Raw genomic sequence first — 20511 nt, 5'->3', positions numbered from 1 at the left:
GCGGTGCGTGGCAACGAAAACGATTTCACCCCGGCGGGTTGGGTAACGCCAGAGCGGCCGGGCTGCTGCCGACGGATTGTAAATCGCGATAGGCTTTCAGTAGGCCGTAGGTTTCTTGGAACTCGGGACGCTGGGAGAGAACTTTGTACTTGGTGTCGCCGGCCACGGCCTGATAGCGCTTGACGGCGGCTTCCACGGCGGCGGGATTGGGCTGACCGGTGGTGCTGTTCAACTCGGGTGGCAGCGCCAGATAACTTTGCCAGCGGCTGTCGACGTGGCTGTTCAATCGCTGTGAAGCACTGGCTAAGCGGCCACGAATGTCGGCCAGGTCTGATGGCAATGTATTTGTGGCGATGGCCGGCGGACCGGCGGCGGGAACAGACTGGCCGGGCACAACAGCAGCGGCGGCACCCGCACCCACAGCAGCGCCCACAGGCACGGCTCCCGGAGGAACCGCGCCGGCAGGAACGGCACCTACTGGAACACCGGCCACTGGCACGGCCGGTGGTGCTTGATCGGCGTAAGCGGCAATCGTCGCCAGCAAATTATTGGCCGAGGGAGGCAGCGCCGGCGGTTGGCCCGGCGGTGCGTCGGGCCACAAAATTCCGGTACCGCGGTAGAAGGCGGCGGTGGCGGCGTTATCCATTGAAATGACAGAACCATCGAGCGCCGCTCCGGCAAACAACCCACGGCTGCGCGAATACGAATACACTTCGGCTTTCAGTTGCACGTCGGTGGCGGCGGAGGCATCGCGCCCCACCGGCCCGGCGGCGGCCGATGCGGTTACGCCCAGCGTGAACTTTCCGTTGAGCAACCCCTGCACGCTCTGCCGAGTTTTGAACACCAGGATCACGTCGGTCGATTGAATGCCCGCCTGCCAGCCGATGCTGCCGCCGGCAATGGTGATGAAGCTGGGCGCCCGCCACGCGCCTTGTTCGTTGCGCATCACCAACACGCCGTGGCCATACCGTGCGCCGATGATGAAGCCCCCTTTGATCAAACCCGGCGCGATGACAATCGCTTGGGCGTCGTGCAGCAGCGCACGGGGAATCGATCGGGCCGGCGCCGCCATAATTTCGTTCAGCACTTGCGAGGCAGCCTCGACGGTGGCGGCCTCCGAACTTTGCGGCGCCACCACTACAGGTTGCGTAACGGGAACGGGCTGAGCGTATTGTCCTCGGACCGCGGTTTGCATTCCAAATAGTCCCGTGAGCGCTGCTAAGGCGACGCCGGCACGCTTGAGTGTCAAAGGCGTGATGCGTGTGTGCTTCATGACGTTTGATCCTCGCCGAAAATGCCCTCTCGTTGTCAATCAACCGCCGGGCAAGTGTACCGCTGCGGTCGTTTCCGCGACAATGTCGGTTTGCAGCCAACGCATGCTTGCGAGATAATGGGGCCAGATTTTCCCCAAATTCACCATCACATTGCGCCCCGCGATGGGCGGGCAAAATCGAAACGAGGTGCAGGCATGACAAAACCGCCATTCGACTTAGGCGCGGTGTTCGACGAGCACATGCGCTACGAATTTGTCGATCTCGATGTCGACGCCACCATGGGCACCATGACGGACCAGCCGCATCTGACGCACGTCCCCACGCTCACCGGCGGCCGCAACTGGGACGAGGTGCGAAATTATTACCGCGATCATTTCGTGGGGCATTGGCCCGCCGACACCAAAATGATTCCCATTTCGCGCACCGTGGGAACCGATCAAATTGTCGACGAGTTCGTCGTCTGCTTCACGCACGACATTCCCATGGACACCATGCTGCCGGGCGTGCCGCCGACGGGCAAATACGTGGAACTGGCGCACGTGGCCATTGTGAAGTTCGCTGGCGGCAAGGTGGCTCACGAGCACATCTATTGGGACCAGGCGTCGCTCTTGGTGCAGGTCGGATTGCTCGATCCGGCCAAGCTGCCCGTAACCGGCGCGGAACAAGCCAAAAAAATTCTGGACCACACCCAGCCGATGAACGGGCTGCTGGATAGGCCACGAAAATCTTAGCGATTTCAAGCCGTCCGCGGCTAGACTCAGACTTAAACCACGTGGCTGGCAAATGTCCAATGACCAAGCACCAATGACCAATTTTCAGATTCCTATTTGGTCATTGGGATTTGGTCATTCGTCATTTCGTGGCTTGACATCTTCTGGGTTTCTGCTCACGATTTGTGTTGACGACAAACCGTGGGATGGGGTCCCCCGCAACCGTCCCGGCGCGCCGGGCTGATGACTCCTGCCGGTACGCAAGCCGCGCGGTGGGAGACCTTTTGCTCAACCAAAAGCTCTGCCGCATGGCAGAGCTTTTTTTGTTACGGGGCCTAACAACATGACTCTGACGCTGGGCGATCCCAGCGGCTAAATTACAACTGGATTCGTGATATGTTGAAATGGTTTTTCGATTCAGTCGTTCAAAATAAGTGGATTTTGATTGCCGTCGGTGGAGCATTCGGCTCGGTGCTGCGATTTGCCATGCAGGGATGGGTAGGGAATCAGATTGCTGGACGATCATTCCCCATCGGCACCATTGTCGTAAATATCACCGGTTGTTTGGTCATCGGCCTGCTGGCCGGGTTTTTCGACGGCCCGCAATTGATTCGAGAAGAATATCGGATCGGGCTGCTCGTGGGCGTGCTGGGCGGGTATACCACGTTTTCCAGTTTCGGATTAGAAACATTTCGCCTAGCCAACGACGGGCAGTTTTGGCTGGCTCTGGCGAACATGGTCATCAGTTGTACCGTCGGTTTTGCCGCGGTGTGGGTTGGTTATCGCGCGGCGGAACGGTGGTTCGGCGTATGAAGCGATTAGCAATTAGCGGTTAGCAATTAGCGAGCTGCAAACGGCTCGCCGATTGTCCGGCTAATTGCTAATCGCTAATTGCACGGAGCTTCTTATATGAAAATTCCTCAAGACGGTTATCTACTGCGGATCTTCATTGGCGAAAGCGACAAATGGCATGGCCGGCCGCTGTACGAGGCCATCGTCATGAAAGCCCGCGAAATTCACATGGCCGGGGCGACCGTGCTGCGCGGTCCAATGGGCTTTGGCGCCAAAAGCCGCATGCACACCGCCAAAATTTTGCGGCTGTCCGAAGATTTGCCCCTCATTATTGAAATTGTCGACGGCAAAGATAAAATCGATGAGCTCATGCCGTTTGTCGACGAAATGGTCCAAGAAGGCCTGGTCACGCTGGAGCGCGTGCAGGTCATCAAGTACCGGGCCAATTCCGATGCGGCCTCGCCGTAGCGGCATAATCCTAACTTCGGCGACGGCAATGTCGACGATGGCGACAGCGGTGCGCCCGGCTCTTCTGCATTCCATCCATTCTACATTCCCTCCACATTCAACCCTGCAAACTGGCGGAATCTGCAATGGCTAAAATTGTTTGCGTTTTGTACGACGACCCGGTCGACGGGTATCCGAAATCTTACGCCCGTGATGGGCTGCCCAAATTGGAGCGTTATCCCGACGGTCAAACGCTGCCTTCGCCCGGCGGCATCGATTTCCAGCCGGGGCAATTACTCGGCTCTGTGTCTGGCGAGCTGGGGCTGCGCAAGTTTTTGGAAAAAATGGGCCATCATTTGGTCGTCACGTCCGACAAAGACGGCGCGGGCTCCCGGCTCGATAAAGAATTGCCCGATGCCGAGATTGTCATTTCGCAACCGTTTTGGCCCGCCTATATCACGGCGGAGCGGATTGCCAAAGCGCCGAAGTTGAAGCTGGCGATCACGGCCGGCATTGGATCCGATCACGTCGATTTGCAGGCGGCCATCGATCATAAGCTGACCGTGGCCGAAGTCACGTACTGCAACAGCATCAGCGTGGCCGAGCACGTGGTGATGATGATTTTGGGTTTGGTCCGCAATTACATCCCGTCGTATCAATGGGTCGTGAAGAAGGGTTGGAACATCGCCGATTGCGTGGCCCGGTCGTACGATTTGGAAGGGATGACTGTCGGCACCGTGGCCGCCGGGCGGATTGGCACGGCGGTGCTGTGGCGGCTGAAGCCATTCGACGTGAAGCTGCACTACACCGATCGGCACCGGCTGCCCGAGAGCGTCGAGCGAGAGCTGAATCTCACGTTTCATGCCGATGTCGAATCGCTGGTGAAAGTGTGCGACGTGGTGACGATTAACTGCCCGTTGTATCCGGACACTGTGCATCTGTTTAACGACAAGTTACTCGGCAAAATGAAGCGCGGCGCTTACCTGATCAATACCGCCCGCGGAAAAATTTGCGACCGGGACGCCGTCGTGCGGGCTTTGGAAAGCGGGCAATTGGCCGGATATGCGGGCGATGTTTGGTTTCCGCAGCCGGCGCCGCAGGATCATCCGTGGCGGACCATGCCACATCATGGCATGACGCCGCACATTTCCGGTTCGAGCTTGTCGGCCCAGGCGCGTTATGCCGCCGGCACGCGCGAAATTTTGGAATGCTGGTTCGCCGGTAAACCGATCCGCGAGAAATATCTAATTGTCCACGAAGGGCGGCTGGCCGGCGCCGGCGCGCATTCGTACAGCGCCGGCAATGCCACGGGCGGCGCGGAAGAAGCGGCGCGCTTCAGAAAAGGGTAGCGCGGGACGCTAAGCCCTAAGCGGAAATCACGATCGTGGTGCTACCAGCTCGGACGGCAGCGCAGGTTAAACAAATTGTGAAATCTCGGCGGCGGCGTTGATCTGGTTGATGTACCGTCGGTCCAGCACGCCGTGCAGCAAATGTCGCAGTGTGTGATATACGCCCAGGTCTAGCCGGTGCTGGGCCATTAAGGGCATATGGGGTTCGATTTTGATCAGCGTGTGATCGGCGGCGTTGAAGGTGGCCCGCAGGATACTGTCGGCAAACTCGTACTTCTCCATCACTGCCAGCCAAGCAAGTTCATAAACGGCGCCTTGGAAGCGTCCGTGAATGCGCGCGGTTTGCCGATTTCGCTCAATCAAAAAACCGTCACGCGGCGCGGCGGCTGCCCACGATTGCCGGCTGCCGTAAAACGTGGGCTTTTTAATGTATGGGCCGCCGTATTCGGGGCAAAACGTATCACAGTTGCCGCACTCGTTGCAGAAATCGCTGTAACAGGCGATTTGCATCGCCTCGGTGATTTCGAACCGCCGTGCTGCTTTGGCCTGATGCACGGCGCCGGGAGGATCGATGAGCAAGTCGTGGTAATCAAACGCCACGATCGGAGTGGGATACGTGAAGTTGGCCGCGTTCGGGCACACCGGCAGGCACTTATCGCAGGTGATGCAATCGAATGTTTCCAATAGCGAATCGATGCGCGTGGGCGCCTTGCGGTTTTTCTCGGCCCGGTAGCGGACGTCGGCTCGGGCTTTGGCGGCGGCGATGGTGGTGTTGAGGAGTGAGGCGTGGGAGGTGAGTGGTGAGGGGTGAGGGGTTTCAGCATTTACACGAGTTTGTGCGGCATCGCCTTGGCCGAAGGCGTTTAAAACATAGTCGTTGATGTTTGCGGCGCCGATGGCCTGCATCGCTTTTTCCAGCGATTGCAAATAGGTGGAAATGCGGCCGTAACCGCCAATCCGCAATAAATCAGTGCTGACGGTCACCGGCACAAAGCCACAAGCGACGGCGTGGGGGAAATTCGCCTGATCGATGCCGGCGCTGAAACTGATCGGCACGTGCGGGCCAACAGCCTGGCGGAACATGTCGGTCAGCGTCAGCGTGATCACATACAGCGGCTGGCCGGAGAGATACTGAATTTTGTTGTCAGGCGTGAAGAATGTGCGGTGGTTGAGCACTTCCAGCGTGTTGCTGAATTTGCAGCCGAAGCGCCGGCCGCGACGCTGGGCCACACGCGTCAGACGATCGACCAATTGCACCGCCTCGTCAAATTGCAGGCCGGAAGTGTAGGCCGTGGGATTCACAGTGAGTTCGGTGTAGCCCAACTCATCGTGCAGCAAATGCTCGAGCCGCTCTTTGCCGAGCATGGGCGGATTCATTTTGACGATCACGTCCAGGTCGCGTTCCTGGATCAGAAACTCGCAAATGCGCTCGATCTCGTCGGCCGGGCAACCGTGAAACGTGGAAAGCGTCAGCGTGTTCGACAACTGCGTTGGATATTGCAGCTCGCGGGCCAGTGTGTATTGGGCGGGGATTTCTGCCCGAAGCTGTTCGATCACTCGGCCGGCGTCGCGCATGCCGTCGAGAAAGCGCTGCACCTTGTCGCTTTTAATGCCAGCCAGGTCGTAGCCAACGCTCAAGTCTAAAATCGCTTCCCCCGCCGTGCCCAGTAAAGCGTCGCCGGCAAACACGGGATCGCGGCGGAACATTTCGATGAGCATGGCTCCAGCCACATATTCACGCAGCGAATTGTCGACCCGCAGCTCTTGCGACCACTCGATGTTGTAGCCGACGTTGGTAATGTCGATGCACGGCCGGCCGATGGTCAACTCGTCGTTCACCTGCACCGTTTTCAGTTCCAAAATGCGGGCCCCGGCCACGTAACTAAGCAACAAGTTTTGGGCCATTTGCGTGTGCGGCCCGGCGGCAGGCCCGGCTGGGTTGCCGGCCAGCTTGCCGTGGAACCGCACGCTGAAATCGCACTTACTGTCCGGCTGCGGCACATACCAGCGCCGCTTCGGCAGCGTGAACAGCGTGCCTTGCGCCGCCGGCTCCAAATACAGCCGGCTCACCAGATCAGCAAACGGTGCGGGAATAAGTTCAGCCATGCGGGAAGCAGTAGGCGGTAGGCGGCTGGCAGAAGGAGAAAAAGCACGGCAGACAGCCGGCGAGTGAATTATAAGCGGAGTGATCGCCAGATGTGAACGATCTAGAGAAATTTAAAGTCGTTGGGGTGCAACTTTAGTTGAAAGTCAATCATCATCAACTCGAATTTCTTTTGCGATATTCGAATTGGATAGTCCGCCAGCTTGGAATTCATCCGACGATGATCCACCCACCAGCCGGCGCAGAGCGCCACCAGCAGCGTCCAAAGCAACAGATCACGGATCGAGAACTTTATCCCCTTTCGCGCGCCCATTTACGTTCCTTTCGGTCCAGCGCCATGGCCGTCCAATCGCTCATGTAATTTAGCGGTGCGAACATCGATTTGCATTTGCAGTTCGGACAACGATTGCTCGTAACTGTTATTTCGGTACGTTTGCAGGACATGATCTGCAAGCCAGCCGACGATGACCAAAAGCAGCAACGCAGATAAAAGCTTGTTTTTCATACCAAAATTCGCAAGGAACCCAAGACTTTCCCCCTCTACAGAGTAAAAAGAGGGCGAGCCAACTACCTCTTTGGTGTTATATCATAAAACCGTCTCGGTTACGAATCAGACCTGGCCATTATATCACAACAGGCAGCCTGCCGATTCAATCAAGATGCGGCCCAAGATGTCGGTTTGGGTTGTTCGACCTTGCGCAGAGTGCTAAAATTGTACTGTGAAGTGGAGGGTTAACACAGGTGCTGCATGTGCGCTAGCGTCGTTACTTCGGAACCATTGTCAAGCGCTAGCGAAACGGTCCGGTTCACGCTGAACGGACGGGAAGTCGAAGCCGCGGTGGATGACCGCTCTTTGCTGGCCGTGCTGCGCGAAGATTTCGGCTTCATCTCGCTAAAGAACGGTTGCGAGCCGCAAGCATCGTGCGGCTGCTGCACCCTTTTGATCGATGGCAAGCCGCGGCTCAGTTGCACCATGAAGACCGCCCAAGTCGCCGGCAAAACACTGCTCACCCTGGAAGGATTGCCCGAAGAGCGACGGCAGCAAATTGCCCAGTCGTTTGCCTGCAGCGGCGGCGTGCAGTGCGGCTTTTGCATACCAGGCATGGCCATGCGGGCCCACGCGCTGACCGAGCAAAATCAACATCCGACGCGGGAAGAAATCGCCCACGACTTGCGCGCCCATCTGTGCCGCTGCACCGGCTATGTAAAAATCGTAGACGCCGTGGAAGAATTGGCCCGCGTGACTCGAGGTGAAGCGCCGCGGACAACCGACACCAGCGGGCGAGTCGGCACGGCCCTAAAAAAATACAAAGCCCACGATTTGGTGCTGGGCGATTTCCGCTACATCGACGACATTACCGTGCCCGGCCAAATGTACGCCGCGATGAAGTTCAGCGAGCATCCGCGGGCATTGGTCAAAGGCATTGATGCCTCTGCGGCGCTGGCCGTGGCCGGCGTGGAGCGCGTGATTACCGCGGCCGATGTGCCGGGGGACCGGTACGTGGGGCTGATCGTGAAAGATTGGCCCATTCTCGTGGCCATTGGCGAGGAAACACGCTGCGTGGGAGACATCATCGCCGTGGTGGTGGCGGACAATCAATACACGGCCCGCAAGGCCGCGGAACAAATTGTCGTCGATTATGAAGTGCGCACGCCGCTCACCACGGTGGACGAAGCACTAAAACCCGATGCGCCGCAAATTCACGCCAAAGGGAATTTGTTATCCAAGTCGGCGATTGTGCGGGGCAATCCGGAGGAGGCGTTTGCCCACTCGGCACACGTTGTGGAAGACACGTTCCAAACGCAACGGATCGAGCACATGTTTTTGGAGCCCGAAGCGTGCCTTGCAATGCCCATTGAAGCGCAAGCTGAGCACGAGCCGGCCGCACACAGCAACGGCAATGGTCACGCACACCGCGGCAACCTGGTAACAAAAATAAAAGTCCTTTCGCAAGGACAGGGAATTTTTGACGACCAGCGGCAGATTGCCAGCGTGTTGGGTTGGCCGCGCGACCGCGTCGACGTGGAGTTGGTGCAAAACGGCGGCGCATTCGGCGGCAAGGAAGACATGAGCATTCAAGCCCAAACCGCGCTGGCCGCCGTGCTGTGCGGCAAGCCGGTGAAGTGTACGCTCACACGCGACGAAAGTTTTCGGCTGCATCCCAAGCGCCACGCCATCCGCATGCACGTGAAAATCGGATCTGACGCGGACGGTCGGATTACCGCGGTTCGGGCACGCATCAAAGGCGACAAGGGGGCCTACGCCAGTGTCGGAGCTAAGGTGTTGGAACGGGCGGCAGGCCATGCTTGCGGGCCGTACCGGGTTCCGGCCATCGACATCGAAGCCCTGGCCGTGTATACGAATAATCCGCCGTGCGGGGCGATGCGCGGCTTCGGGGCCAATCAATCGGCCTTTGCCGTGGAGCAATTGCTGGATCGTCTGGCGAAGCAAGTCGGCATCGACGGCTGGGAAATCCGCTGGCGAAACATTTTGCAACAAGGCGATCGCTTCGCCACGGGCCAAAAACTCGACAAGCCGTTCGGCTTGAAAGAAACCCTCCTAGCGGTGAAAGATGCGTATCGCGGCGCAAAATACGCCGGCATTGCCTGCGGCATTAAAAATTGCGGCATCGGCAACGGCATGCCCGATCCGGGCAAGGCGATGCTGCGGGTAGAGCCCGACGGCAAAGTCAGCATTCGCACCGGTTATACCGAAATGGGCCAAGGGCTGTTCACGGTAACCATTCAAACCGCCGTGGAAGAAACCGGCCTGCCCCCCGAAACTTTTACCGCGCTGACGGACACGGCGGTGGATTTGGATTGCGGTCAAACCACCGGCAGCCGCGGCACCATGCTCAGTTGTAATGCCGTCATCGAAGCCGCCAAAAAACTCAAGGCCGATTTGGACAGCGGCAAAACACTGGCCGACTTAATCGGCCGGGAATATCGCGGCGAGTGGATTTGCAATTACACCCACAAACTCGGCGCACACGTGGACGAGCCGAAAACACACCTGACTTACGGCTTTGCCACGCAGGTCGTAATTTTGGACGACCAGGGCCGCATTCAAAAAGTAATCGCCGCACACGACGTGGGCCGGGTCATGAACCCCGTGCTCTGCGCCGGCCAAATCGAAGGCTCGCTGCACATGGGATTGGGCTACGCATTAACCGAAGATTTTGTCTGCGAGGGCGGACACATCGTCACCGACACGATCAAATCCATCCGCGTGCTCCGGGCGCACCAAATGCCGGAATTGGAAGTCATGTTCATCGAAACACCCGATCCGGAATGTCCGTATGGAGCACGGGGGGTGGGCGAGTTAGGTTTGGTCCCGACCGCGCCCGCCGTGGCAGGCGCCTTGCGGGCGTTTGACGGCATCGAGCGGACCGTGCTGCCCATGAAAGATTCGCCGGCGGCCAAGGCGATATTGACGCCCGGGCCGCGGAAGTCGGCAGCCACTCGCGAAAAGGCGTAACTCATCTTCGAAGGTTCAGTCACAAGGGGACGGGCGGCATGCTCATCGTTGTTGCTTTGGGTGGTAATGCGGTCAGTCCTCCGGGGCAAGAAGGGAACATTCCCCAGCAATACTCCACCACCCGCGCCGCCATTCGTCCCCTGGCCGATTTGATTTTGGCCGGCCATCAACTCGTCATTACCCACGGCAATGGTCCGCAAGTGGGCAACGTGATGCGGCGGGTGGAAATTGCGGCGCGGCACCATGTCTATCCGCTCCCCCTAGATACCGTTGTCGCCGACACGCAGGCGGGCATGGGTTACATGATTTCCCAGTGCTTAATGAACGAGCTGGCTTCGCGCGGCCAGCCGCGGGTATGCAGCACCATTATCACCACGGTGCGCGTCTCGCGGGAAGACGCCGCCTTTTCCAAGCCCTCCAAGCCGGTTGGCCCTTTCATGTCGCGCGAGCAGGCGGCAAAACACATGAAGAACGATGGCTGGTTAATGGTCGAAGATGCCGGTCGCGGTTGGCGGCGAGTCGTGGCTTCGCCCTTGCCACGCGACATTGTGGAAATGGACGTCATCCGCTCCCTCGTGCAGGCCGGGCAATCGATCGTGGCTTGCGGCGGCGGCGGAATTCCTGTCGTGCAAGGCAAGGATGGACAATTCGCCGGCGTGGAAGCTGTGATCGACAAAGACCGCACCTCCGCGTTGCTGGCGCTCGGACTGCAGGCCGACATGCTGGCGTATTTGACGGGCGTGGATTACGTTCAGCAGCACTTTGGTACCCCGCAAACCAGGCCCATCAAGCAGATGTCGGTGGGCGAGGCCCGCGAAATGCTCCGGGACGGGCAGTTTCCGGCCGGCTCGATGGGGCCAAAAGTCGAAGGCGGAGTCGAGTTTTTGGAACGAACGCCGCAAGCCACCTCGCAGGTTTTGATTACCTCCTGCGAGAAAATCAAACAAGCGATCGCCGGCAAAGTGGGCACACGGATTGTGAGGGGCTGAGGTGCCAGAAAAATTCTCATCCAAGCCGATGACTTTATCGTCGGTAACCGACCGCCAGCGGTCGGTTTGTGAATGAAGTTTGCCGTACCACCAAGACACTCACATTATCGACACATAATTTTACCACCCAACGGAGAATCAACTGTGGATCATGCAGCAATTCTGGCCCAGGCCAAACAGTACGAACAACCCATGGTCGACCTTTTGCGCGACATCGTGGCCATTCAATCGTTAAGCGGCAAGGAAAAGAGCGTCATCGATCGCATTCGCCAGCAGGTCGAACTGCTCGGCGCGGCCGATAAAATTTGGACCGACGGCCTCGGCAGCCTGCTGGTACAGGTCGGCACAGGCCCCCGGCTCGTGGCCATCGATGCGCACATCGACACCGTCGACGTCGGCAACCCCGCAGAATGGAAGCACGATCCGTTTACCGGCAAGGTGGAAAAAGGACTGGTCTGGGGACGCGGCGCCGGCGACCAAAAAGGGGCCGTGCCGGCGATGGTGTACGCCACGAAAATCATCAAAGACCTGGGTTTGAACAGCGACGATTGGTCGCTGCTGTTAACCTTCACGGTCATGGAAGAAGATTGCGATGGTTTGTGTTGGCAATACATCGTGCAGGAGGAAAAAATTCGGCCCGAGTGCGTCGTGATTACCGATTCCACCAATTGCAAAGTCCTGCGCGGCCAGCGTGGGCGGATGGAAATCGGCATTACCGTGCTGGGAAAAAGTTGCCACGGGTCGATGCCAGAAAAAGGCGATAACGCCGTCTACAAGGCGGCGCGGATCGTCGGGGAAATCGAAAAATTGCACAAACGCCTGAAAAAGAACAAGTTCCTCGGCAATGGCACGGTGACGGTTTCCTACATCGATTGCCAAACGCCCAGTCGGTGTGCCGTGCCCGGAGCGGCCTTCATCCAGCTCGATCGCCGCTTGACCGTCGGCGAAACAAAAGAACAGGCCCTCAAGGAAGTGCGCGACGCCGTCAAACGCGCCGGCGTGGAGGCCAAGGTCGAATTGCTCACCTACGCCGAAAAAGCCTACACCGGCCTCACCTACCCCACCGATAAATACTTCCCAAGTTGGTGCGAAGAAGAAGACGCACCCCAAGTGCGGGCCGCCGTCGATGCGCACAAATCGCTGTTCGGCAAGCCGCCGATTGTCGATCGCTGGACCTTCAGCACCAACGGCGTTTCGATTGCCGGCATGTTCGGCATCCCCTGCGTGGGCTTCGGCCCCGCCGCCGAAGATGTGGCCCACACGGTCAACGATAGCGTGCCCATCGAGCATTTAGTGCGCTGCGCCGCCCTGTACGCCGCCTTCCCGGGCACATACTGTGCATTGCCGCCGAAAAAAACCAAGACTGCGAAAGGAAACCGGGCGCCGAAAACCTCGCTGAATGGCAAATCTACAAAAGCCGCATGGAACGGAAAAATGTCGAAGGCCGCCACGAACGGAAGATCTGCAAGTGCCGCCGCCAACGGCAAAACCACTGCACATGGCAAGCCCGCGAAACGCGCCACAGCAAAAGGCTCCGCGGCGGCCAAGAAGCCGGGCCGCCGCAAAAAGCGTCTGCCGGCCCTGGCCTGAGTTGCACCCTGCGCGCATCAATCCAACATTCTCACTCAGGCCCGCTCCCGCTTCTGGAGAACGAATCTACTGGGAGTGATCTTTTTCAAATCACTTGACCGCTAACATTCTTTCCAGCGCCACCAGGGCGTGGTGGGCCGTGGCGGGGTCGACTTGGATCACATTCACCGGGGTGCCGGCCGATAGGTTCTCCAGGCTCCAACACAAGTGCGCCAGGTCGATGCGGTACATCGTTGCGCACATGCACACCACCGGCGAAAGAAAATGGATCTCCTGCTCGGGATGCTCGTGCTTCAGCCGGTTCACCAAGTGCAGCTCCGTGCCGATGGCCCATTTGGTTCCCGGCGGCGCTTCCTTTACAGTGCGAATGATTTTGCTGGTGCTGCCGCTCACGTCGCTTTTGTCGACCACTTCCATCGCACATTCCGGATGCACCAGAATTTTGATGCCCGGGAATTTCGCCCGAAACGCGTCCACATGCTCCGGCCGGAACATGGCGTGCACGCTGCAATGCCCTTGCCAAAGCAGCACTTTGGCATTTTCCAGCGCGGCGGCCGTGTTGCCCCCCAGGGAGCCGATGTTGCCCCTCAGCTGACTGGCCAGCGGGTTCCACACCGCCATTTCCGTCAGCGGAATGCCCATCGCCTTGGCCGTGTTGCGGCCCAGATGTTGATCGGGAAAAAACAGCACTCGCTTCGTGCGCCGGAATGCCCAATTCAAAACGGCGGCGGCATTGGAAGATGTGCACACAATGCCGCCGTGCCGGCCGCAAAACGCTTTCAGACTCGCGGCGGAGTTGATGTACGTCACCGGCGTGATGTCGCCCGTGTCAATCACTTCAGCCAGTTCTTCCCAGCAGCTTTCCACCTGATCGATCCCGGCCATATCCGCCATCGAGCAGCCCGCGGCCATGTCGGGCAGCACCACGGTGACTCGCTCGCCGCTACGCTCCGCCAGTTTGTCGGGCCGGTTGGCGACAATGTCGGCGGTTTCGGCCATGAAGTGCACGCCGCAAAACGCAATAAAGCGGCAATCGCGGCTGTCGGCGGCCATGCGACTGAGCTGGTAGCTGTCCCCCTGCAAGTCCGACAGAGCAATCACTTCGTCCTGCTGATAGTGATGCCCCAAAATCAAAAGCCGCGAGCCCATCTCGGCCCGAACCGCATTGATGCGGCGCGCAAGAGCTTCGTTCGACAAGCCGCGGTAAGGCTTGAATTCCAACGCCGGCGAACCGGACGGTGCAAGTTCGGCGCTGCTAGTGGGCATGGTCGTGATCGAAAATCAGTGGTTTGGAAGGGCAAGGCTCCCGCCGAGCCGAACCCTCAGTTTTGAAATAGCTTCCAACAAATTATATCGCACCGCCGGTATTCGCACACGATGCGCCCCTCGGGCCCGCAAGATGGGGCAAATTCGTAATTCGCAAACCGATCGATCGCGGTCCGCGCTATGGCCCGGCCTGCAGGCACGGGCTAAACTGAGCATGTGTCGCACGGTCATTTTCATTGGTTATTCGTCCCGGCGCGCCGGGATGGTCATTGGTCATTCATCGCCATGCTGTACCTCAACATTTGGTTAACCGTGAAAGAGCCTGCCGACGTGGAAAAGGTCAGCGGGCTGTTGGCGGAGCAAGCGCGGCTGTCGCGGCAGGAGCCCGGCTGCCTGCGGTTTGAGGTCTATCAATCCAACAACGACCCCACGCGGTTTTTGCTGACCGAACGCTGGGAATCGCAAGCGGCGCTCGATACGCATCGCACGGCAAAAGCCTATACCACCGTGTACCAGCCTCAAGTGTTGCCGCTGGTGAACCGCGAACCTCATCCCTCGAAATTAGTGTCGGGATGAGTAGAAAGCCGCGACCAGCAGTCGCGCCGCAGTGCCAATCGACAATCCATTGACAGATCAGCCTGACTAATGGTCGCAGTTTTATGATTTTCAGTAAATGATCATTCTCATCGACAATTACGATTCCTTCACCTACAACCTCGTTCAGCGGTTGGGAGAGATCGACGCTGCGCTCGATCTGAAAGTATTTCGCAACGATGAAATTTCGACCGACGACATCGCGCGGCTGGCGCCGTCGCACCTCATCATTTCGCCCGGGCCGTGCACGCCCAGCGAGGCCGGAATTTCCTGCGCCTGCATCCAGCGGTTTTCCGGAAAGCTGCCGATTTTGGGCGTCTGCCTGGGACATCAAGCGATCGGCCAAGCCACCGGGGGGCGCATCGTTCGGGCAAAACAACTGATGCACGGCAAAGTGGACCGCATTCATCACACCGGCGGTGGACTATTCGAGGGTTTGCCCAATCCGTTTGAAGCCACGCGCTACCACAGTCTAGTAATCGAGCCGGGCACCCTCTCGCCCGATTTCGAAGTAACCGCCTGGGCCGACGCCCCCGATGGCAGCCAGGAAATTATGGGCATTCGCCACAAGCGGCATCCGACCTTCGGCGTGCAATTTCATCCAGAGAGTTTTTTAACGCCGGGCGGCTTCGACATATTACGGCGGTTTTTGGCCACTCGCATCTAAATATGCTTTCTGTCGCCGAAGCGCTGAGTTTCGTTCTCGAAAACGCGCGGCCCAAACCGCCGGGCGAAGTGCCACTGGCAGAGGCTTCGGGTTTGGTATTGGCCGAAGATGTCACCAGCGACATCGACAGTCCGCCGCACGATAAATCAATGGTCGATGGCTACGCGGTGTTGGCCGCTGATTTGGCCGATGGCCGGGCCAAGCTGAGCGTGCTGGAAGAAGTAACGGCGGGTGCGGTTCCCACGCGCAAAATCATTCCCGGTTGTTGCACGCGCATCATGACCGGCGCGCCCCTTCCCGAGGGAGCGGATGCCGTGGTGATGGTGGAACGGACACGGGCTAGAAGTGACGTAGTCGATATTCACGACGAGCATTTTCGCGCCGGCCAAAACATCATGCGCCGCGGCAAATCGCTGCGGCGGGGGGATATCGTCCTGCACAGCGGCGTGGAATTGGGCCCGGCAGAAATCGGTTTGCTGGCCGAAGTGGGGCGGGCCCGGCTCCATGCCATTCCGCCCGTGCAAGTGGCAATTGTTTCTTCGGGGAACGAATTGGTTCCCGCCGATCAGCAACCGGCGACAGGCCAAATTCGCAATGCCAACGGTCCGCTGCTGGCGACGGCCGTGCGGAAGGCTGGGGCGACACCGCACGATCTGGGAATTGCGCGCGACGAGGTGGCCGAACTGCGAAAATGTTTTCAGGCCGGTTTACAAAGCGACGTGCTCGTGATTTCCGGCGGCGTCTCGGCCGGCGTGCTCGATTTAGTCCCCGCCGGATTGACCGAACTGGGCGTGAGACAGGTATTTCACAAGGTAAATTTGAAACCCGGCAAGCCGTTGTGGTTCGGCGTGGCGAAAAATTCGACGTTGGTCTTCGGCGTGCCGGGGAATCCGCTGAGCAGCCTGGTGTGTTTCGAACTGTTCGTAAAGCCGGCGATAGCACGCCTCGCGGGCAGGCATTGGGAGCCGCCGCAGCGCACGCAGCCGGCCAAATTAACGGCCGAGTTCCGACAGCGGAGCGACCGGCCTACGTACTGGCCGGCGGTGGCTATCGCGTCGGCCGAGGGTTGGCTGGTCGAGCCCAAAGCGTGGCAGGGTTCGGCCGATTTGCGCGGCTTTGCCGGCGCGAATGCACTGGCGATTTTTCCGGCCGGCGAGAAAATTTATGCCGCCGGCGACGCGGTCGACGTGTTGTTGCTGTAAAGAACGACGCCAAAGACGTCAGCTTGGGAATCCACTCGCCAATTCAATCTGGCTTCAAGCGGGCTGTTGCTTTACGCTTGAGGAATGGCAACCTCGGCAGCCGGCGTGAAACAACAAGTTCGTTCAGCGACTGCGAAAGATGCTCCGCGAGAGAATCTTGCGGTAGCCGATTCGTTCTTCAATCGCGCCGAAGCAAGATTGCATACGACGCTCGGTTTGGGGTTGCTCGGAAGCTTACTCGTCTATCTTTCACTGCCGCCGTTTGATCTGTGGCCCCTGGCGTGGATCGCCCCTGTGCCCTGGCTGCTCTTGTGCCGGCAGGCTAATCTCGACGGGCGAAAACCCTACCGTGCCTTGTGGCTGGCCGGGTTTGCCTTCTGGCTGGCAGCCATTCACTGGCTGCGGCTCCCGCATTGGACCACGTATTTCGGCTGGCTCGCCCTCTCGTTCTATTTGGCATTTTACTTACCCGTGTTTGTCGGCCTGGTGCGCGTGGCGGTGCAGCGGTTGGGAATTTCGCTCGTCGTGGCCGCGCCTGTCGTGTGGACCGGCCTGGAACTGGCCCGCGGTCATTTGCTGAGCGGGTTCACGATGGGGGCTCTGTCCCACACCCAAATCCACTGGCCCACTGTGATTCAAATTGCCGACATCATCGGCGATTACGGCGTGAGCGGCCTGGTAATGCTGGTGGCGGCTTGTGTGGCACTGACGCTGCCCTGGCGCGGCCAACGGCTTGCTTTGTGGCCGATCGCGCCGCTGGTGATCGCTCTGGCTGGAGCGGTAGTGTATGGCCAATGGCGGAAAGCTGGCAATCACACTCGGCCCGGGCCGACGGTGGCATTGATTCAAGGTTCCATCGACGTCGAAGTAAAAAGCGATGAAAATAAACTCAACGCCGTCCTGGATGAATATCTGCGGCTCTCGAAGCAGGCGCTGATCGAGCAACCAAACTTGGATTTGCTGGTCTGGCCCGAGACCATGTACCGCTATTCCCTGTTTACCTTCTCCCCCAACTTCCAACCTCCGGCCGACTGGAGGCAAACGCCGGCGGAGCTGGCCAGCACAAGCGAGAAAAATTTGCGCGACTTGCAAGATTTTTTCCGCGGCATCGTGGCAGATAAATTTAATGCGCCGCTGCCGCCCCCGCTGCTGCTGGGTATCGACGCCGTCGATTTCAGTAATTCAGGCGGCGACCATTACCGCGAAGATTATTACAACAGCGCGCTGTTCGTCGACTCACAGGGCAAGCCTTTGGCGCGGTACGACAAAATGCACCCGGTCATGTTCGGCGAGTACATTCCGTTTGCGGAGTACTTGCCGTTTCTGTACAAAATTACGCCCCTCACCGGCGGACTCACTTCGGGCACGAAGGCGGTTTCCCAAAAACTGGGCGACTTCCGCTTCGGTCCAGACATTTGCTACGAAACGGTCATCCCGCATCTCATCCGCCGCCAAGTATTGCAACTGCGCGCCCAAGGCGAAGAGCCAGACGTGCTTTTGAACATTACCAACGACGGTTGGTTTCGCGGATCGAGCGAACTCGACATGCACTTGGCCTGCGGCGTATTTCGCGCGATTGAAATGCGCAAGCCGCTGCTGATTGCCGCCAACACCGGCTTTTCGGCGTGGATCGACAGCAACGGCCAAATTGTGCGCCAGGGACCGCGCCGGGCCACGGCGGTCATTATCGCCCAACCGGAACCCGACAGCCGGCGGAGTTTTTATCTGCAACACGGAGATTTATTCTCCGGACTGTGCCTGGCCGGCTGCCTCGGATTGGCCGCGGCGGGCGTTTGGGATTGGCGCGGGCGGCGGCGCGGAAACCACGTCGCGGTATCGAATTAACGTGTGTTGTTCAGACTGGCGGCGCCCACAGCTTTTTGCTTTTCCAAGCGACAATTCATGTGGAAATGCCAATCATCCCACTCTTCTTGGCTTGCCGAGATTAACGCGATTTCAATTGACATCGCCGTCTGCCGCCAATTATACTAAATGAGTTAGTTCAGGGAACTTATCTCCTGATTAACTAAGAACTTATCGATCCCACGACCGGTGTGGAACGCCGCGTTGCCGGGGTACGTTGTGCCGCTTGGTGTTCGATCGCGGGCTAACTCACGGAACTGGCAGATTTTCCCCCGTGGTATCGAGGCGGCCTTGTACGCAACTTTGCGCCGGGTTGATCCGGCCGCAGGGAGCAAACAATGAATCTTGTCGGCAGAATTTTTGTGGTGCTGGTGTTGATCATGAGCATTGTCTTCGCCACGTTTTCAATCATGGTCTATTCGGCGCACAAAAACTGGCGTGAGGAAATTATGCGCACGGCCGGCGAAGTCCGCGGCAATCAAACCGTCGGCTACAAAGAACAGCTAAAAAATGCCCGCGAGGATAACGCCAAGCTGACCAACGACAAAGCGGAAATGGAGTTGCAGTTGAACGCGGAAAAAACGGCGAAAATCCAGGCCCTGGGCAAAGCCGAGGCCGAAATCGATTCGCTCAAAACGGAAAACGCCTCCAAGTCGCAACAATTGGCCGCGAAAGAAGCCGATTTGGCGGCCAATACCAACGCGTTGCACGTGGCGCAGAATAACTTATCGAACTTGACCGACGAGGTCCAAAAACTTCGCAGCGAAATTGCCGCCTCGCAAAAAGAAACCGACGAGCAAATTAAAAAAGCCACCGATTTCGCCGACAAATTATCCGTTGCCAACGGCGTCCTGGCCAATCTGCAGGAACGAAACACGGAACTGGCCATGGACGTCAGCAAAGCAAAAATGATTCTCAAAGGCCTGGGCATGACCATTGACGATCCAGCCGACGCCAGCCGCATTCCGGTGGCCGGCATCATCACCGCCGTGTCGCACACCAAAGTGGAGCTTTCTATCGGCACCGACGACGGCGTGCGCGTGGGCCAGGAATTAGATATTTACCGCGGCGACAAATACGTCGGCAAAGTGCAGGTCATGGAAGTGAAAGCCGATACCGCGGTCGCCTCGATTTTGTCGGAATTCCAGCAATATCCGATCCAAAAGGGGGACAACGTCGGCAGCAATATGCAATCCAAAATTTCACAAGTTTCCAACACCAAGAGCTAACCATGTCCCTGGGCAACGTTCATCCTCCCGAAGGCGGCCGTGGCATGTTCATGCTGAAGCAATCGGCCAACATTTACACCGCCATGATGATTTTGGCGTTCGTGTTCATTTGCATCGGTTGCTTGTTTTTGTTCCTGGAAATGAAAGCCTACAACTTGAGCATCCACGTTTCGCCCGATGCCAAAGTGCCGGCCGCGATATCGCAAGCAGCGCCGCAAATGCAAATGCTCCCGACCCCCACGATCCTGGTTGCCGAAGAGCAAGTTCACCGGTTCTTGCTTGTTTCCGCTTGTTGAGTTCTCGGTTTTTTCAATGTTGCGCAGTTTCGATTTCGCACACCTTCTATTTCGCACTGTGAGCAAGGATGCTCCCTCGCCTGTCCGCTCTGTTGCACGCTGATTTGGCCATCGACCTGGGCACGGCTGCCACTCGCGTGGCGCTGCCCGGCGAAGGCGTCGTGCTGGAAGAACCCTCCGTCGTCGCGGTTTCGCGCACCGCCAATCGGTTATTGTCGGGCGGTTGCGCCGTGGGGCATTTAGCCCGGCAGATGTTGGGCCGCACTCCCGATTCAGTCAGCGTGGTGCGCCCGCTGGCCGGCGGTGTCATTACCAACTTTCATTTGTGCGAAGCGATGCTGCGCTATTTTTTGCGAAAGGCGCGCCCGCTCCGTTTCGGATTGCGCCCCCGCTTGTTAATGGCCGCTCCCGCCTGCCTGACCCCGGTCGAAAAGCATGCCATTTACACCAGTGCCCATCGGGCCGGCGCCGGGCAAGTGATGTTGGTCGGCGTTGCCCAGGCCGCGGCCTTGGGATTGCGCCTCCCCGTGGCCGAGCCCGTGGCCAGCATGCTCATCGACATCGGCGCCGGCGCGACCGAAGTGGCCGTGCTCAGCCTGGGCGGCGTCGTGTCCCAACATTCCTGCCACACCGGTGGCGATCAAATGGATCAGGCCATTGT

19 protein-coding genes and 1 riboswitch are annotated in these 20511 nt (G+C 58.6%); of the genes, 14 read left to right on the top strand and 5 right to left on the bottom strand.

What is annotated here, in order from left to right; all coding sequences use genetic code 11:
- Nucleotides 1–25: 25 nt before the first annotated feature.
- Nucleotides 26–1273: a lipid-binding SYLF domain-containing protein gene (locus VMJ32_15780; protein HTQ40485.1), complete on the bottom strand. Its 1248-nt coding sequence runs from the start codon at nt 1271–1273 to the stop codon at nt 26–28.
- A 195-nt stretch (nt 1274–1468) separates the two neighbouring features.
- Between VMJ32_15780 and VMJ32_15775 the strand changes: the two genes are divergently transcribed.
- The 4 genes from VMJ32_15775 (at nt 1469) to VMJ32_15760 (ending at nt 4572) form a co-directional block, all read left to right on the top strand.
- Nucleotides 1469–2005: a hypothetical protein gene (locus VMJ32_15775; GenBank protein HTQ40484.1), complete on the top strand. Its 537-nt coding sequence runs from the start codon at nt 1469–1471 to the stop codon at nt 2003–2005.
- Between the two features lie 172 nt (nt 2006–2177).
- Nucleotides 2178–2244: riboswitch (Fluoride riboswitch) on the top strand.
- A gap of 136 nt (nt 2245–2380) precedes the next feature.
- Nucleotides 2381–2797 (top strand): fluoride efflux transporter CrcB, encoded by a 417-nt coding sequence (gene crcB / locus VMJ32_15770; GenBank protein ID HTQ40483.1) that lies wholly within the window; start codon nt 2381–2383, stop codon nt 2795–2797.
- A 96-nt stretch (nt 2798–2893) separates the two neighbouring features.
- Complete coding sequence (locus VMJ32_15765) at nt 2894–3244, top strand: DUF190 domain-containing protein (protein ID HTQ40482.1); 351 nt, start codon at nt 2894–2896, stop codon at nt 3242–3244.
- Between the two features lie 125 nt (nt 3245–3369).
- Nucleotides 3370–4572, top strand: a complete 1203-nt coding sequence (locus tag VMJ32_15760; protein ID HTQ40481.1) for an NAD-dependent formate dehydrogenase — start codon at nt 3370–3372, stop codon at nt 4570–4572.
- 66 nt (nt 4573–4638) lie between these two features.
- Here VMJ32_15760 and VMJ32_15755 read toward each other — a convergent pair whose 3' ends face one another.
- From VMJ32_15755 to VMJ32_15745, 3 genes are all read right to left on the bottom strand, one after another.
- Complete coding sequence (locus VMJ32_15755; GenBank protein ID HTQ40480.1) at nt 4639–6678, bottom strand: hypothetical protein; 2040 nt, start codon at nt 6676–6678, stop codon at nt 4639–4641.
- A 101-nt stretch (nt 6679–6779) separates the two neighbouring features.
- Nucleotides 6780–6989, bottom strand: a complete 210-nt coding sequence (locus VMJ32_15750; GenBank protein HTQ40479.1) for a hypothetical protein — start codon at nt 6987–6989, stop codon at nt 6780–6782.
- Nucleotides 6990–7181, bottom strand: coding sequence for a hypothetical protein (locus tag VMJ32_15745; GenBank protein ID HTQ40478.1), 192 nt, complete (start codon nt 7179–7181; stop codon nt 6990–6992). It lies immediately after the preceding gene.
- Between the two features lie 243 nt (nt 7182–7424).
- Between VMJ32_15745 and xdh the strand changes: the two genes are divergently transcribed.
- The 3 genes from xdh to VMJ32_15730 all read left to right on the top strand — a co-directional run bounded on the left by xdh (nt 7425) and on the right by VMJ32_15730 (nt 12733).
- Nucleotides 7425–10154: a selenium-dependent xanthine dehydrogenase gene (gene xdh, locus VMJ32_15740; GenBank protein ID HTQ40477.1), complete on the top strand. Its 2730-nt coding sequence runs from the start codon at nt 7425–7427 to the stop codon at nt 10152–10154.
- Between the two features lie 38 nt (nt 10155–10192).
- A complete protein-coding gene (arcC, locus tag VMJ32_15735; protein ID HTQ40476.1) occupies nt 10193–11143 on the top strand; it encodes a carbamate kinase in 951 nt (316 codons plus the stop codon).
- A 144-nt stretch (nt 11144–11287) separates the two neighbouring features.
- Entirely contained in the window at nt 11288–12733 is a 1446-nt protein-coding gene (locus VMJ32_15730) for a YgeY family selenium metabolism-linked hydrolase (GenBank protein HTQ40475.1), read from the top strand.
- A gap of 90 nt (nt 12734–12823) precedes the next feature.
- Here VMJ32_15730 and nadA read toward each other — a convergent pair whose 3' ends face one another.
- Nucleotides 12824–13999, bottom strand: coding sequence for a quinolinate synthase NadA (gene nadA, locus VMJ32_15725; protein ID HTQ40474.1), 1176 nt, complete (start codon nt 13997–13999; stop codon nt 12824–12826).
- A gap of 285 nt (nt 14000–14284) precedes the next feature.
- Here nadA and VMJ32_15720 point away from each other — a divergent pair, with 285 nt between their 5' ends.
- The 7 genes from VMJ32_15720 to VMJ32_15690 form a co-directional block, all read left to right on the top strand.
- Nucleotides 14285–14575, top strand: a complete 291-nt coding sequence (locus VMJ32_15720; GenBank protein ID HTQ40473.1) for a putative quinol monooxygenase — start codon at nt 14285–14287, stop codon at nt 14573–14575.
- Between the two features lie 97 nt (nt 14576–14672).
- Nucleotides 14673–15260 (top strand): aminodeoxychorismate/anthranilate synthase component II, encoded by a 588-nt coding sequence (locus VMJ32_15715; protein HTQ40472.1) that lies wholly within the window; start codon nt 14673–14675, stop codon nt 15258–15260.
- 2 nt (nt 15261–15262) lie between these two features.
- Nucleotides 15263–16462, top strand: a complete 1200-nt coding sequence (gene glp / locus VMJ32_15710) for a gephyrin-like molybdotransferase Glp (protein HTQ40471.1) — start codon at nt 15263–15265, stop codon at nt 16460–16462.
- A gap of 84 nt (nt 16463–16546) precedes the next feature.
- On the top strand, nt 16547–18307 hold the full coding sequence (gene lnt, locus VMJ32_15705) for an apolipoprotein N-acyltransferase (GenBank protein ID HTQ40470.1): 1761 nt from the start codon (nt 16547–16549) through the stop codon (nt 18305–18307).
- 356 nt (nt 18308–18663) lie between these two features.
- Complete coding sequence (locus VMJ32_15700; GenBank protein ID HTQ40469.1) at nt 18664–19554, top strand: hypothetical protein; 891 nt, start codon at nt 18664–18666, stop codon at nt 19552–19554.
- Nucleotides 19555–19556: 2 nt separating this feature from the next.
- A complete protein-coding gene (locus VMJ32_15695) occupies nt 19557–19850 on the top strand; it encodes a hypothetical protein (protein ID HTQ40468.1) in 294 nt (97 codons plus the stop codon).
- Between the two features lie 68 nt (nt 19851–19918).
- Nucleotides 19919–20511 (top strand): rod shape-determining protein (locus VMJ32_15690; protein ID HTQ40467.1); only part of this gene is annotated, 593 nt, incomplete at its 3' end.

The organism is Pirellulales bacterium, assembly GCA_035499655.1.
In the GTDB taxonomy this organism is placed as follows: domain Bacteria; phylum Planctomycetota; class Planctomycetia; order Pirellulales; family JADZDJ01; genus DATJYL01.
This window is presented reverse-complemented; position numbering and strand designations above follow the sequence as displayed.

Coding starts and splice junctions, on each gene's coding strand:
- VMJ32_15780 (HTQ40485.1), bottom strand. CDS start 1,273: ATGAAGCACACACGCATCACGCCTTTGACACTCAAGCGTGCCGGCGTC.
- VMJ32_15775 (HTQ40484.1), top strand. CDS start 1,469: ATGACAAAACCGCCATTCGACTTAGGCGCGGTGTTCGACGAGCACATG.
- crcB (HTQ40483.1), top strand. CDS start 2,381: ATGTTGAAATGGTTTTTCGATTCAGTCGTTCAAAATAAGTGGATTTTG.
- VMJ32_15765 (HTQ40482.1), top strand. CDS start 2,894: ATGAAAATTCCTCAAGACGGTTATCTACTGCGGATCTTCATTGGCGAA.
- VMJ32_15760 (HTQ40481.1), top strand. CDS start 3,370: ATGGCTAAAATTGTTTGCGTTTTGTACGACGACCCGGTCGACGGGTAT.
- VMJ32_15755 (HTQ40480.1), bottom strand. CDS start 6,678: ATGGCTGAACTTATTCCCGCACCGTTTGCTGATCTGGTGAGCCGGCTG.
- VMJ32_15750 (HTQ40479.1), bottom strand. CDS start 6,989: ATGGGCGCGCGAAAGGGGATAAAGTTCTCGATCCGTGATCTGTTGCTT.
- VMJ32_15745 (HTQ40478.1), bottom strand. CDS start 7,181: ATGAAAAACAAGCTTTTATCTGCGTTGCTGCTTTTGGTCATCGTCGGC.
- xdh (HTQ40477.1), top strand. CDS start 7,425: ATGTGCGCTAGCGTCGTTACTTCGGAACCATTGTCAAGCGCTAGCGAA.
- arcC (HTQ40476.1), top strand. CDS start 10,193: ATGCTCATCGTTGTTGCTTTGGGTGGTAATGCGGTCAGTCCTCCGGGG.
- nadA (HTQ40474.1), bottom strand. CDS start 13,999: ATGCCCACTAGCAGCGCCGAACTTGCACCGTCCGGTTCGCCGGCGTTG.
- VMJ32_15720 (HTQ40473.1), top strand. CDS start 14,285: ATGCTGTACCTCAACATTTGGTTAACCGTGAAAGAGCCTGCCGACGTG.
- VMJ32_15715 (HTQ40472.1), top strand. CDS start 14,673: ATGATCATTCTCATCGACAATTACGATTCCTTCACCTACAACCTCGTT.
- glp (HTQ40471.1), top strand. CDS start 15,263: ATGCTTTCTGTCGCCGAAGCGCTGAGTTTCGTTCTCGAAAACGCGCGG.
- lnt (HTQ40470.1), top strand. CDS start 16,547: ATGGCAACCTCGGCAGCCGGCGTGAAACAACAAGTTCGTTCAGCGACT.
- VMJ32_15700 (HTQ40469.1), top strand. CDS start 18,664: ATGAATCTTGTCGGCAGAATTTTTGTGGTGCTGGTGTTGATCATGAGC.
- VMJ32_15695 (HTQ40468.1), top strand. CDS start 19,557: ATGTCCCTGGGCAACGTTCATCCTCCCGAAGGCGGCCGTGGCATGTTC.